This window comes from Pseudoalteromonas sp. SR41-7, from assembly GCF_014163935.1.
GTDB lineage: Bacteria > Pseudomonadota > Gammaproteobacteria > Enterobacterales > Alteromonadaceae > Pseudoalteromonas > Pseudoalteromonas distincta.
The window spans coordinates 76,704-92,015 of record NZ_JACJEF010000003.1 but is presented as its reverse complement, the minus strand read 5'-3'; the positions used below and the strand labels follow the sequence as shown (position 1 = coordinate 92,015).

9 protein-coding genes and 1 pseudogene are annotated in these 15,312 nt (G+C 37.2%); 6 read left to right on the top strand and 4 right to left on the bottom strand.

The genetic code is table 11. The annotated features are described in order from the left end of the window. Positions 1 to 244: 244 nt before the first annotated feature. Positions 245 to 1,516: an O-acetylhomoserine aminocarboxypropyltransferase/cysteine synthase family protein gene (locus H5092_RS05030; protein ID WP_182733013.1), complete on the bottom strand. Its 1,272-nt coding sequence runs from the start codon at positions 1,514 to 1,516 to the stop codon at positions 245 to 247. 345 nt (positions 1,517 to 1,861) lie between these two features. Here H5092_RS05030 and H5092_RS05025 point away from each other — a divergent pair, with 345 nt between their 5' ends. The 4 genes and pseudogenes from H5092_RS05025 to H5092_RS05010 all read left to right on the top strand — a co-directional run bounded on the left by H5092_RS05025 (position 1,862) and on the right by H5092_RS05010 (position 5,682). Beyond that, on the top strand, positions 1,862 to 2,782 hold the full coding sequence (locus H5092_RS05025) for a hypothetical protein (RefSeq protein ID WP_182733012.1): 921 nt from the start codon (positions 1,862 to 1,864) through the stop codon (positions 2,780 to 2,782). A 493-nt stretch (positions 2,783 to 3,275) separates the two neighbouring features. Further along, positions 3,276 to 3,848, top strand: coding sequence for a sulfite exporter TauE/SafE family protein (locus H5092_RS05020; RefSeq protein WP_182733011.1), 573 nt, complete (start codon positions 3,276 to 3,278; stop codon positions 3,846 to 3,848). 111 nt (positions 3,849 to 3,959) lie between these two features. Beyond that, positions 3,960 to 4,475: a hypothetical protein gene (locus tag H5092_RS05015; protein WP_182733010.1), complete on the top strand. Its 516-nt coding sequence runs from the start codon at positions 3,960 to 3,962 to the stop codon at positions 4,473 to 4,475. A 166-nt stretch (positions 4,476 to 4,641) separates the two neighbouring features. Continuing rightward, positions 4,642 to 5,682, top strand: a pseudogene (locus H5092_RS05010) (IS481 family transposase). 148 nt (positions 5,683 to 5,830) lie between these two features. Here the strand turns inward: H5092_RS05010 and H5092_RS05005 are convergent. From H5092_RS05005 to H5092_RS04995, 3 genes are all read right to left on the bottom strand, one after another. Further along, entirely contained in the window at positions 5,831 to 8,002 is a 2,172-nt protein-coding gene (locus H5092_RS05005) for a S46 family peptidase (protein ID WP_182733009.1), read from the bottom strand. A gap of 98 nt (positions 8,003 to 8,100) precedes the next feature. Further along, entirely contained in the window at positions 8,101 to 10,146 is a 2,046-nt protein-coding gene (locus H5092_RS05000; protein WP_310736005.1) for an EAL domain-containing protein, read from the bottom strand. A 224-nt stretch (positions 10,147 to 10,370) separates the two neighbouring features. Next, complete coding sequence (locus H5092_RS04995) at positions 10,371 to 12,158, bottom strand: M61 family metallopeptidase (protein ID WP_182694898.1); 1,788 nt, start codon at positions 12,156 to 12,158, stop codon at positions 10,371 to 10,373. Between the two features lie 204 nt (positions 12,159 to 12,362). On the opposite strand from H5092_RS04995, the gene H5092_RS04990 reads away from it, so the two are divergent. Both H5092_RS04990 and ppnN read left to right on the top strand, forming a co-directional pair. Then, positions 12,363 to 13,898: a GGDEF domain-containing protein gene (locus H5092_RS04990; protein ID WP_182712414.1), complete on the top strand. Its 1,536-nt coding sequence runs from the start codon at positions 12,363 to 12,365 to the stop codon at positions 13,896 to 13,898. A gap of 62 nt (positions 13,899 to 13,960) precedes the next feature. Next, on the top strand, positions 13,961 to 15,304 hold the full coding sequence (gene ppnN, locus H5092_RS04985) for a nucleotide 5'-monophosphate nucleosidase PpnN (protein ID WP_182692829.1): 1,344 nt from the start codon (positions 13,961 to 13,963) through the stop codon (positions 15,302 to 15,304). Positions 15,305 to 15,312 lie beyond the last annotated feature (8 nt).

Genomic DNA, 15,312 nt, shown 5'->3' with positions numbered 1-15,312 from the left:
CTACATTTGTAGTGACACTGTTACAAATGTAGTAGTAACTAATCTTAGTGTCAATACAAAATTGACATGTGAATGAAAAACAAACGATAGAAATATAAAAGTCTTAGGGAGGTTTTATAAAAAAGGTATATAAAATAAGGGTGTATACTTGTTAATTGGTTTTAGAAAAACATAAAAAACGATAGTTTATTTTCAACTAACGCTTTTTATGCTTTAAAGTTTTTTATGAAAGGTAGTGAGGTAACTATGCTTTATCGAGCGCTTGGCTTACATCGGCAATTATGTCAGCAATGTTTTCAATACCAACTGACAAACGGATTAAATCGCGACTTACACCCGCATTAGCAAGCTCTTCATCATTTAATTGGCGGTGTGTAGTTGACGCAGGATGGCACGCAAGCGACTTGGCATCGCCAATATTAACTAAGCGTAAGATCATGTTTAGCGCATCAATAAAACGAGTACCCGCTTCTAGGCCACCAGCAATACCAAAGCTTAAAATACCCGATGCTTGACCACTGGTAATTTTTTGGCTCATTTCGTTATACGGGCTTGATTTAAGCCCTGCGTAATTAACCCAAAGCACTTTTGGATGATTTTCTAAATACTCAGCTAGCTGCTGTGCATTCTCGCAGTGGCGATCCATTCTTAAGCCTAAGGTTTCAAGGCCAATTAAAATGTCAGATGCGTTTTTAGGCGCAAGCGCTGCGCCAGTATTTCTAAGTGGCACTACTCTACAACGTGCAATAAATGCAGCTTCAGCAAAAGCTTCGGTATAAACCACATTGTGATACGACGGATCGGGCTCGTTCATCATTGCAAAGCGCGTGGCATTCGCTTTCCAATCAAATTTACCTGAGTCGACAATCATGCCGCCAATAGCAGTACCGTGCCCGTTTATATACTTTGTAAGTGAGTGAACCACTATATCGGCGCCCAGCTCAAATGGGCGGCATAAATACGGCGTAGCCACGGTATTATCAACAATAAGCGGCACACCTTTGCCGTGTGCAATACGTGCTAAACGTTCAATATCAACAATATTACCTGCAGGATTACCAATAGATTCACAAAAAACAGCGCGGGTGTTGTCGTCAATAGCATTCTCGAACGCGGTAAAGTCATCGGCTTTAATCATGCGTGCTTCAATACCTTGCCTAGGTAGTGTATGAGCAAATAAGTTATACGTCCCACCATATACTTGGCTGGTGCTGACAATGTTAGTACCGACTTCACACAAACATTGAATAGCATACGTAATAGCAGCCATCCCAGAGGCCACGGCTAGCCCACCAATACCCCCTTCCATTGCAGCAATACGTTGTTCAAGTACGGCATTGGTTGGGTTCATTATGCGGGTGTAAATATTTCCAGGTACTTTTAAATCGAATAAATCAGCGCCATGCTGCGTGTTGTCAAATGTATAAGAAGAAGTGTGATAAATAGGCACGGCTGCCGATTTGGTCGTAGGCTCAGATTCGTAACCGTGGTGCAGTGCTAATGACTCTAATTTCATAATTATTTCCTTCAATTAATTTACCACTAACCTAGCACTTCTTGGTTATAAAATGTACATGAAATATATTTAAGGGTGTTAAGGTGATTTGATTTAAGTTAAAGGCAGCTCAGAGCGAGAAGCAGACGGTCGGTTAAACTCGTTTTTGGACAGAAGCGTGTTAGAAAAGAAGATTTAAACAACCCAAATTACTAACAATCAACTAAAGCTGATTGATATCGACTCATTTCACACCCAAACTTTAAAAACCTCTATCAAACAATAGCCTCATCAGACCTATTGACAGTTTATCAATGAACTTAAGTTCATATATATTGGTTGATAATAATAATTAGAGATAGCTTTATGAACACACCAATCAGGATATTTGTAGATAACTGTATTTTAAGTCATAGCGAGATGCTAGAAGGTGCCAAACTTACTAAATATGACGATGAAAGCAAAATGAAGGCCGAGTCGTTAGGTTATATACCTAAAGAACTACCCCACGATACCGAGTCTTGGCTAAGTGAACAAATTGAGTGGCTACCAACTATCGCAAAAAAAGCTGGTTTAAATGATATTCAACTATATTCTTATTCTGAACTACGCTATGAAAGTTGGCATAGATCCGCAATAAGAAAAATAGGTTTTATTTTTGCGGATATAGAAATACAGGAAGTTGAATCAGCAGTTGAGCGTTCCTACTTTCAACAGTCGGATTTAAGTTTGCACCTACAAAAAGATAGGATTATAGGTTTCTATAAATCATTGCTAAATTTCGAACCTTCAAAAGCTGATTTTAATAGCCCAACGTTTAAACGTTTGCCTCCGCATATGGTAACTAACTTGAAGAACATCGAAAGATTTAAGACTATTTGCAAAGGTATTTCAGATAATCAACTTCTTGATGCTTTTCATCTATGGTCTGCTGAAACAAATAGTATGGATTACTTTTTAACGGTGGATAGAAAGTTCATACGTGTTATGACCCAAAGTAAATCGATTGATTTACCTTGTCCTCCTATTTCACCGAGTCAGTTAATGGAACAATTAGATGAAGACAAAAAAACGCCCTTTAAATACCAAAAAGGGGAATTTATAGATTTCTTAGGCCATATACATGAATTAGATGAAGACAAAAAAACGCCCTTTAAATACCAAAAAGGGGAATTTATAGATTTCTTAGGCCATATACATGAACTAGAAAAACAAACGCCGAGATCGTTCTTACATAAACTAAAAAGCATGTTCAAAAGTTTGCTTAATACAAAAACTCAAAATTAGACCCATGTATATTTCAAGTACACTTCAAAATAACAACTTTTAAATCATTAGGGTGGTGTAATTTAAGATCATATTTTGAAATAAAACTTATATGTTTATTTGAAGTGTGGAATTTAAATTAACGTCCGCTATTTGCTAGTTTAAAGTCTAAAAAAACGTCAAATAAAGTGGCGCTATCTATGTAGAACAGCCTCAAGTGTCTTTTAAAAATATAAATAAGTACAGTGTGTAAAGATCTGCAACTGATACTTTGCCGAAGTAAAGCTTGGAGCGATCAATGGTTATTCAGGCGAGTTGTCACTAACTTAGTAAGAAAAAGAGGAAACCTTCCTCTTTTTTAAATGCTTGTATAAATATCAGAAAGCATAATATTTATAGCTAGCAATAACTTAAACTGTTTGTTATTAATGTAAGTTCATAAAATAAGAACGTTTTCCCGCTAAAATGGGATAGTGTTCTCTGATAAAGTTGTAATATATCTTTCGGGGTTTAGGTGTTTAAATTTCTAGTTGGTTCCATCGTTGGTTTTTTTGCTGGATTTATTCTATTTGTTTCTATTTTAGTTGCAGGTGTGCAGTTTGATGTATCAATTGCCACAAATATAGTTATTGCTTTCGCGACTCTTATGGCAACAGTTATTCATTTCAGCTCGATAAGGCAACAAAGAAAAGATAGATTATGGGATATAAATAAACCAATTCTTTTCGAGCTCAGTAAGTCATTATCTTTAGTGATTAAAGCATCTAAATTTTACCTTCAAGAAGAGTGTGCAGAAAGACATATGGATGAAAGACCTAACCCAATTGATGCTCCTGATCCAAGTGTTTATAAAGATTTCTCTGAAAAGCGTGACTATGCATTAAATGTATACAAAGCTGTAATGGATAAAGAATTAATTGATGCATTAAAAGAAGCAAAGAGAATTAACGACAATATTGCTCACGGTGTCAATGAATATGATGTTGACCATATTACTGCTTATGAAGAGTCAATTTCTACCAATGAAGATCTACAAGAAAAGCTTGGTATTTTTATAACGAAGGTATCAGGTGTAAAAGATATATAACAAATTACTCAAAAGGGCTAATAACAGTTGGCTTTTGCTCCTTCGTCGCTGATTTTAGCCAAGTATTTTTCGCCTGTTAGGGCGTTATGCGCTTTTAACAATGGAGTGTAAATGGATATTTATAAGCAAGTAAAGAATGCAACTTCTTTGGCTAAGTCAAAGAAGTATGATGAAGCGATTCTCTTGTTGAATGAGTTGTATGAAGACTATGAAATGTCAGAAGCTGATATAATCAAAATTATCCCTTATTACCAAAAAGCAGGCCGATATGGTGAATTAGAAAATTATTGTGAAATAGTTTTAATTCCTTTGGTAAGTCGCGCAAGTGAACGCAATTTTTCGCATAAATGTAAAGAAATACAGCATGCGTTTATAAGCTTAAGCCTCTACAAAATATATAATAAATTAGAATTGTGCGCTAAGCGTGAGAAAGTAAATTTTGACAAATTAAAGTTCTCAACTAAAGCAGCTTCTTATTATCAACTTTATGAAGATTATTTAGTCGCAGGTGAAAAAGTAGAATTAGAATCTGAGTTTATAGAAGCTAAAGAGATCTGGGGGCTAGATTTTAATGAATGGCCTGAAATTTACAAACGTACATTTTCAAGTTTAATACCAAATACATAGTAAGTTGCTGAAACGTAACTAAAACAGTGGCTACCAATGACCGCTTATGGCACTTAGCTGTATTAGTTCAGACAAGATCTGACACATCAACTTGCAAAAGTGAGAGTTACCCGTTTTGATAAAAGGTGTCGAATCTTTAAATCAAAACATATAAGAGGTAACTCTCATGCTACATACTAACAATCCAATTATTAAACACAAAGCGGGTTTACTTAATCTTGCAGAAGAACTTGGCAACGCATCAAGAGCCTGCAAAGTGATGGGAGTATCCCGTGATACATTTTATCGTTATCAAGAATTAATCGAAGACGGTGGACTTGATGCGTTAATTGATAAAAGTCGTAGGGCGCCAAACTTAAAAAATAGAGTTGATGAAGCAACTGAACAAGCCGTTATTAAATACGCTGTCGATTATCCAGCTCACGGCCAACACCGAACGAGTAATGAACTCAGAAAACAAGGCGTATTCGTTTCTGGCAGCGGTGTTCGTTCAATATGGCTACGTCATGACCTAGAGAACTTTAAAAAGCGTCTCAAGGCGCTAGAAAATAAAGTGGCTAACGAAGGTATTATTCTCACCGACGCTCAAGTAGCTGCGCTTGAAAAGAAAAAACATGATGACGAAGCGTGTGGTGAAACTGAAACGGCTCACCCAGGTTATTTAGGCTCTCAAGATACATTTTACGTCGGTAATCTCAAAGGCGTTGGGCGTATCTACCAACAAACCTTCGTTGATACATACAGAAAAGTAGCGTTCGCTAAGCTCTACACCACGAAAACGCCAATTACTGCGGCTGACATACTCAACGACAAAGTACTGTCGTACTTCGAACAGTACGAGCTTCCTATGCTACGTATTCTAACCGATAGAGGCACTGAATATTGTGGCAAAGTCGAACATCATGATTACCAGTTATATCTGGCTATTAATGATATCGATCATACAAAAACCAAAGCTATGTCACCGCAAACAAATGGTATCTGCGAACGCTTCCATAAAACGATACTCAATGAATTCTATCAAGTTACATTCCGTAAAAAGCTATATAGCTCATTAGAGGAATTGCAAAAGGATCTGGACGAATAGATGATTTATTACAATAATGACCGAACTCATCAAGGAAAAATATGCTGTGGCAGAACGCCATTAGAAACTTTATTAGATGGAAAATTGATCTGGGCTGAGAAAAATTTAGCTCAAATCTAGACTGACAGTCACCGATTAAAAAACGGGTAACTGTCAGATCAAGTCTGAGCTAGTACAGCTACTGACGTATACAAACCGTAACCCATTATGATTAATAAAAAAGGCGCTTCCTTTACAGTAAGCGCCCTTCTGTTATCTCACTAATTACTTATTTTACGATTGTCATTTCGTCTAACAAGTTTTGTGCATTATCTACTTTATCCATTACCCAAAGCATGTAGCGTGAATCAACGTGGATTGAGCGATTAAGCTCAGGGTTGTAATCCCAGTCACCAATAATACTTTCGTAAACACCGTCAAACAGTAAACCAACAAGCTCTGCTTTACCGTTAAGTGTTGGCGAACCTGAGTTACCACCGGTAGTGTCTACATTTGATAAGAAGTTAACGGGTACTGTATTCATGCCACCCGTGTAATCACCATAAAGCTTAGCTTTAATTTGCTCTTGTAACTTTTTAGGTGCATTAAATGGGTCAACATCGGTGTTTTTAGCTAGTAACCCTTCAAGCGAGGTAAAAGGTGTTGCTACCAAGCCATCTTGAGGTGAGTAGCCACCTACGGTGCCATAGGTTACTCGTAATGTGCTATTGGCATCGGCGTATACAGGTTTGTTTTTAGCTTTGTTAAACGCAATTATTGCGCTCATTAGCTCTGGGCGAGCTGCTTGTAATTTACCTGCAAGTGCTTTTGATTTATCTTCCTGTGCTTTCATTACTTTAAATATTGCTTTAGCGTAATGCACAAATGGGTCTTGGCTTTGATTTAGCTGGCTAAACGATTGTTCAAATAATGAATTGCGAACAGTGGCATTATCGAGTCTTGACTGTTCATACATGCTATCAAGTAACGCGCTTTGGGTTGCTTTATCAAACCCATTTTGTACTTTAAATACGTTATCAACCTCGCTAAAGCGCTCTTCTTTTGGAAGTGCTGCATACAGCTCTAAAAAGTGCAGTAAAATAGCTTTGTCTACTTTGCTATCATAACGGCGCGTCATGCGCTCAAGCCCTGCTTTAATGCGAGGTAAGTCACGTTCTTGATAACCAGATTCACGTTCGCTATTTGGCTTTTGTTTTTCGTAAGCTAGGCGGTATAAACGTCGTGCTGTGCTGATCATCTGTGAGCGATGTACATAACCTAACATTCGGTCGCGTTCACTGTGCTCTTGTGATTGTGCAATTAGCTCAGATAGCTCACCTAATACGCTTCCGTATTGCTCTTTACGCTCACCATCGCTATTGATCCATTGTGTTAACTCTTGCTCAAACTGTTTTTTTCGCTCAAGCATAGTGCCTTTTTTGAAGCTTTCGATCATCGAACCATAGTTTTTAATATAGTTGTTATAACCTGCAATGGTGCTTTCGTAAGCAATACGCGCTTTACTGCCGTCTTCTGAGTTTTCTTCAATAAGCGACACGTATTTTGAGTTATGAACGCGTGCTTTAGGGTAGCTGTCGTTAAATACGTTATCTACCTCTGTTGCAATGCGGTAGCGGTTAGTACGCCCTGGGTAGCCTGTAACCATTACAAAGTCGCCTTCTTGCACGCCTTTGGCACTTACTTTTAGGTAAGAGTCTGGTACGTAAGGTACGTTGTCTTCGCTGTACTCAGCTGGTTTTCCATCTTTGCCTACATAAGCGCGGTAAAAACCAAAGTCGCCTGTGTGGCGCGGCCACATCCAGTTATCTATATCGCCACCGTATTTACCTACGCCCATAGCTGGTGCGTAAGATAAACGTACGTCTTTAATTTCAAGTGACTTAATTAGGTAAAACTCTAAACCACCATGAAACGAATACACATTACAACGGTAGCTTTCGTCGGCTTCACACTGGGCTACTAGCGCTTTTTCGTTTTTTACTATTGCGTCGTAGCGTGCTTTACCGCTTAGTTCTTCAATACCTTTACTAACTTTGTCAGTCACATTAGTAACTGTTTCTGTGACGTATACGCGTGAACCCGGCGCTGCTGGTAAGTCCTCAGCAGGGCTTTTAGCTAAAAAGCCATTTTCTAATATGTTGTTTTCAGGTGTTGAATTGTATTGCACCGAGCCATAAACACAGTGATGGTTTGACACAACTAAACCCTTAGGCGATACAAACGATGCTGTACAGCCACCTAGGCTAATTACCGCATTCATTGGGAATTCGGTTAATTTAGAAATAGATTCAACATCAATTTCAAGCCCTTTGGCTTTTAAAATTGATTCTAACTCTGGAAGTTGGTGTGGTTGCCACATGCCTTCGTCGGCTATGGCACTACTTGAAAGTGATAAAGAAAATGTGGCTGCTAATGTAGCTACAAGAGGTTTTAAACGCATTATAGAATCCTTTTTATTTGTTTCTATAACAGGTTACTCGTCAGTAGCTAATGAGGTCAATAGCCGTGCAATGAATTGTTACAATCGAGTGTTTGATCTTACTTTTTATCAAAATTCATCGAAAAATCAAGAAACTGTTTTGCTGGTATGGGTCTACTAAAATAGAAGCCTTGCATAAAATCACAGTCTAATTTGTTCAACAAAGTATGCTGCTCTTTTGTTTCTACGCCTTCGGCTACCACTGTCAGCCCTAAACTGTGCGACATGGCAATAATTGCCTTTACGAGATTACAATCTTCATTGTTTAGTACAATACCGTCAATAAAACTTCTATCTATTTTAAGTACATTAAACGGATACTCCCTCAAATAACTTAATGATGAATAACCTGTACCAAAGTCATCCATTGATAAGTTAATGCCTAACGCTGTAATTTCGGTCAGTATATCAACAACATTTGTGTGGCAACTCATCAATACTCCCTCAGTTATTTCAAGCTCTAAACTTTCGGGATTTACGTTTGCTTCACTCAATGAGTTTTGAATAAAACTGAGTAGTCCTACGTCTCTAAATTGGCGAGGAGATAAGTTAACAGCCATTGTATATTTTTGTTGGCGTTTACAGGTACTTTGCCATGTGTTTAAAAAGTGTAAAGCTTGGCTAATTACAAACTTGCCAATAGGTACAATTAATCCTGTATTTTCGGCAATAGGTATAAACTCATCAGGTGTTACATTACCTAACACAGGGTTATGCCAACGTAATAACGCTTCTGCACCAATGATGTGTTTATTTTTGGCGTCAAATTGGGGCTGGTAGAATAGCTCGAATTCATTGCGTTCAAGGGCGCCACGCATCTGCTCTTCTATTACTAGTCGGCGCTGAATAATTACATTCATTTTTTTAGTAAAAAATGAATAAGTATTACGGCCATATGATTTTGCTTGATACATTGCAGTGTCAGCGTTTCGTAATAAATCAGCTACTGTATTACCATTTTCTGGGTATATGGCTACACCAATACTCGCTGTAAGTATGTGTTCTCGGCCCTCAATTTTAAAAGGGGCTCTAAAGTTATTGACCAGTTTTTCAGTAATTTTTAAAGCAGAATGGTGATCAGTTATACCTCGTAGTAATACGATAAACTCATCCCCACCTAGGCGCCCTACCGTGTCGTCTTTTCGCAGTGCCTCTTGTAGCCTTTGCGCTGATTCAATTAAAAGTTTGTCTCCTGTTTCATGACCTAAGGAATCATTTATTTTTTTAAAGTCATCTAAATCCAAAAACAGTACCGCAGCTTTCTCGTTATTTCTTTGTACCTCAATAAGCAATTGCGACAAACGATCAAGTGCTAAAAAACGATTAGGGAGTAAAGTTAGACTATCGTAATACGCTTGATGTCTAATTAGTTCATCTGATTTATGCTGTTCTGTAATATCTCGAATAATAACCATTAACTGGTTATGTTCTGTTATTTTATTTATTCTTGCTTCAAAAAAAACGAGCCCATGGGGTAAAGCTAGCTCATATTTAAAGCTCATCATCTGCTCTTTTTCTAATACGAGGCTGATATAGGTTTCAAATTTTTTGGCTACAGCGCGCGGGAGTACATCACCCATTTTTTTACCAATAAATTGCTTTGGCTTGGTGTAGAGATCGGTCTCATTACTGGCATGATACTCAATAATAGTTCCATCATTTTCCATCAAGAAAAATAAGTCAGGAATTGCCTCAAAAATAGTTTTTAGCATATCCTCATTAAATGATGCATCTGCTTGTGCCTTTTTAACCTCAGATAAGTCAATATCAATGCAATACATTTGTTTTGTATTATATTGATTTGTAAACATAACATGGCTAGAAAAAACAGATACACTTTCGCCATTTTTACCTTTTAGGGTAATTTCGGATGCTGGAATTTCTATGTCTTTTTCTACCCAATCACTGTGTGCGTCAATTACAAATTCACACATTGATTCTGGAATTATAAGGTCTTCTATTTTTTGCCCTATGGCCTCTTCTTTGGTGTATCCGTAAAGTCGCACACTGCCTTCATTCCAATAAATAACACGACGCTCATTGTCATAACCTTGAACAGAAATTACATTTACTGCATCAAATAACTGGTGCAAATAGTCGTTAATTACAAATTAGTTGGTTAAGTCTGAAGCAACGTCGTCTAATTTCATTTTGAGGCTATATCCATAAGTAATTTTATTTAGTAATAAAAAACACCAAATAATAATTAAATTTAATTTTAATATTAAATTTCCATGTACATTATATACGCCATTATACAAAACAAAAAAAGAGCCGAAGCTCTTTTTTAATAATTGTTAACTGTATTTAAACTCTATAAAAACTGAATTTATTTTTTTGTCACATCATTTGGATGTTCCACGCCAATCCATGCTTTGAATAGTGCTTTTTGCTGTGGCGTTGCCTCTTTATCAGCAACTACTTTTTTAGGCTTATCGAAATCTTCTGATAATACTAATGTTAAGCTTTCAAGTGCATCGCGACGAAGATAGTCAACGGTTACTTTGTCGCCTGCCTTAAACGTTTCTAGGCTAGTTTTTAAATCTTTACCTACGTGATGTTTGTTTATAGCGACAATTTTATCATCGGTAGTTAAACCCGCTTTCCACGCACTGCCACCACGGCGTACATAACTTAACGTCAGTAATTCACCTGTATTTTTGGCGGTAGCATCAATACTTGCAAGTGCTTTTGCTTTTTCAGGGCGCTCAAATTTCAAGCCTACTTTAGTAAGTAAGTCGTCAAAGTTAATACTTGCAGGCGACTCTACATTTTCTTGCCACCAGCTTGAATAATCACGTCCTGTTAAATCTTTTAAGATATTAAGTACATCTGTATCTGTAAATCCAGCGGGCATTTTATGATTGTTATAAAGTGCTTTGTGTACGTCTCGGTAGCTTATTTTACCTTGGCTTTTTTCAAGTAAGTCGATATCTAAAGCAAGTGAAAGTAACGAACCTTCTGAATAAATATTGGTGCTGTAGTTACGTGCGTGATCGCCACCTTGATTAATCCATTTATCAAAGCTTGTTTCGCTTGCGCTTTGCACTTCACGGCCCGGTGTTTGCAAATGACGGTTAATGGTTTTACTCATTACTTTAAAAAATTCATCTGTTGTTTGAATGCCTGAGCGCACTAATAAATGATCTTCAAAGTAACTTGTTGAACCTTCTGCAATCCACAGCAGTTTTGAATAGTTCATATTAGTGTAATCGTATGGCACTAAACCTTGAGGGCGATATGCTTTAACATTCCATGTATGAACAAACTCATGCGCAGCGGTGCTAATAAAACCTAAGTAATCTTCGCGGCTACCAAATCGGTCACGTGGTCGTTGAATAATTGTTGAGTTTAAATGCTCTGTTGCACCACCAGCTCCTGATGTTGCATGCACCATAAATACATAACGCTCATACGGATAGCCATCCCAAATTACATTACCCGTGGCAACTAATTTTTTAAGATCGGTAAGCATTAGCTCTACATCGTAGTTACCATCGCCCCATATAACTAAATCATATTCACGCCCTTCTACTTCAAATGTGTGTAGTTGGTTAATACCCGTTTCGATTGGTGAATCAACAAGTACATCGTAATCGGCTGCTTTAAATGAATTTTTGCCTTTTAAATTATTCATACCCGATACAGAACGCCACTTTTTAGGCACGTCTAAATTAACGGTTACAGGCTCTTGGCGAAATGATTCACTAAACATAAAAAAGCCTGACGCATCTATAAATGCATGGCTGTCGTCAATGTGGCGAGCACGTTTACCAAGCTCATTTGCATACACCTGGTAGTCAACATTTACTTCTGTAGGTTCATTAAGATGTACACGCCATGTACTGTGATCTATTTTTTCCCATTTTAGTTCTTTGCCATCTTCGTCTTTGGCTTTGAAGTAGCGAATGCCATTTGCAAGATTTAACATTTCGTAGCGACCCGTGCGCCACGCAGGAAGTTTTATATCAAGGTGTGCTTGCGCTGTTTTTGGAAACTCAACACTTACATCACCTAAATGATGCTGTGGTTGCGAGATTTCTAAAGAATAATTTACATCGGCAAATACAGGCGCTGAACATGCAGCTAAAATTGAAAGGGCTAATAACTTTTTCATAGAGACTCTTAGTGGAAACTTAATTGCTTACAAGACTAACAAGCCCCTATTTAAAAGTGAATTAAATACGATAAATGACCCTATATACGAGTTTATAAGTAGTAGCTTATTAAAATTTCTAAGTTTTTTACTAGATAACTACACATAATAAAAATTTGTTGTAAACTGAAGATAATGAAATTAATTTGATGGCGGTATGCTTAGGTGTCACAAAGATCTAACGCAACAGATAAAAAGCTAAAACAAGCAATTGATGCGCGTATGGCTGTTGAGAGCGCTCGTAAACATCAAGTAGATGTTCTATGTGACTTTACAGCTAAACTATCGTTGAGCTGTAAAGGACTAGATATCGAGTTAGATAATCGCCTCGCCAAATTTAGAAGTGCGCTTAATAAAGGCATGAGTTTTGAAAACCTTGCTCCCCTTATTAGTGAAACTTTAATCCTACTTAAAAACCAAGAATCGATTCAACAAGCTCAGCAACGTAATTTATACAACAGTGTGCAAAGTGCCGGTAAACAATTACAAAAAACCAAAGGTTTACCTGACGATACTCGTAGGACTCTAAGAAATTTACTCGATCACGAGATTAATAACGTTCATTCAACTCATGGTTACATTCCGCTACTTGATCAACTTATTAGCTTTTATCATGAAGCGTTGCTTACCAAGCAAAACCCTCAAGTTGATCAGCAGCGCCCAGTAAAACAGGCGCGTGCAAAAAAACTACTTGAGCTCGCAAATGAACTTATACTTGAAGAAGAAGCTACGCTACAAATTAATAATATAAAAAATAATATTACAGAAAGTGACTCAATCGATACATTACTTGATGTTGCAATTAGTATTATTGATGTAGTGGTAAAAAATATAAGTAAAGAGCGTAAATCCGCGCAAAGCTTTTTAGTTTCATTAAATCAAACCCTCGAAGATCTTCATAACTCTATCGTCTCAACTAGCAAGCACTCTGAGTCTATGGAAGTTGAGTTTGACTCACTTAATAAAAGCATTGAACTAAAAATAAAAAATCTTAATGAGCAAACGCAAAAAGCTACATCAATCTCATCTTTAAAAGAACTCGTAGATAACGAATTAAAATCAATAAGCGAAGATTTTATAGCAAAAGAAAAGTTAGAACGAAAAGACAGAGAAATGCTTAGCGCTAGTTTTAATGAAATAAATACTCGAATTGTTACTTTAGAAGATAAGTTAACAACGTATAAAAAACGCTTAAACGAACAGCGCTTTAAAAGCTTACTAGATGGACTTACAAAACTGCCTAACCGGGCTGCATTTGACGAACGTTACAATCACGAAATGCATTTGTTTAATGTGCAGCCATCAGATGTTACGCTTGCAGTTATTGATGTTGACCACTTTAAATCTATCAATGATAGATTTGGCCACACCGCAGGTGATATTACCTTACAAGTTATATCAAAAGCGTTGCAAAAATCGGTAAGAAAGTCTGATTTTATAGCGCGTTATGGCGGTGAAGAATTTGTACTATTAATGCCAGGTGTGTCGCTAGAAAACGCAACATTACCCCTGGATAAAGTAAGAAAGGTAATTAAAAATATACCTTTTAAATTTAGAGAAAAACAAATTGAGATCACTATTTCGGTAGGTGCAACTCAATTTAAAAAAGGCGATACCCTATTAAAGGCATTTGATAGAGCTGATGATGCACTTTACGAAGCCAAAAATTCAGGGCGAGATAGACTTTGTACCAGTAAATAATGTCATAGCTATTATAACTTTTATGACAAGTAGTTTTACGATTTAGTAGTAGGAGCACGTCTATGTTAATACAGTTAAACCCAACTGGGGTTTTAGATTTACTGTCGCAATTAGAAGTTGATTTATTAGAGCAATCGTCTGCTAGTGAGCGTTATAAATTATTTAGAAACTGCGTACTTGCAGTCCTCAATGTAGGTAGTCATACCGACGACAGTAACGATATATACGACAAATACAAAGATTTTGATATTCGTTTAGTAAGCCGCGAACGAGGTATTAAAATTGAGCTTGAAAACCCACCCGAAACCGCATTTGTTGATGGCGAAATAATTACCGGTATTCACGAACATATATTTTCTGTTATTCGTGATATTTTGTTTATTTGTCAAAAATACGAAAAAGATTTAAAAGAGCAAAAAGCCATAACCCATATGGTGTTCGATATGCTCAGAAATGCAGGTGCGCTGCGTGTTAAAAGCGAGCCTAACATGGTTGTTTGCTGGGGCGGACATTCAATAAACGAGGTTGAATATAAGTACACAAAACAAGTAGGTTACGAACTTGGTTTACGTGGATTAAATATTTGTACCGGTTGTGGTCCTGGTGCGATGAAAGGCCCAATGAAAGGCGCAACTATTGGCCACGCAAAGCAACGTAACACCGATAATCGCTACTTAGGTTTAACAGAGCCAAGCATTATTGCTGCCGAGCCACCAAATCCTATTGTAAACGAACTCGTTATTTTACCTGATATTGAAAAACGCCTTGAAGCTTTTATTAGAACAGCTCACGCAATTATCATTTTTCCTGGTGGCGCAGGTACTGCTGAAGAGTTGTTATATTTATTAGGCATATTGTTGCACCCAGATAATACTAAACAATGTTTACCTGTTATTTTAACTGGCCCCAAACAAAGCGAGGCGTACTTTAAAGAGCTATGCGAGTTCGTTGAAATGACACTTGGTAAGGAAGCGTTGGATAAGTTTGAAGTAATTATTGATAATCCTGAATTAGTCGGTCAAAAACTAAAGTCATCGATGGCTAATGTTCGTGATTACCGTAAAAGTGAAGGTGATGCCTACTACTTTAACTGGACATTAAAAATAGATAACGACTTTCAACAACCTTTTGCACCAACACATGAAAATATGGCAAGTCTAGATTTACACCTTGATCAGCCTAAACAGCTACTCGCGGCTAATTTGCGTAGAGCTTTCTCTGGTATTGTTGCTGGTAATGTAAAAGACGAAGGCGTTAGAGCCATTAAACAAAACGGTCCATACATTTTAAGTGGCGAACCTGCCCTTATGACAAATATGGATAAATTATTACAGGCATTTGTTCTTCAAGGTCGCATGAAGCTCCCTGGTAGTAAATATGTTCCATGTTACAAAATAAAAGCATGAGTTTTATA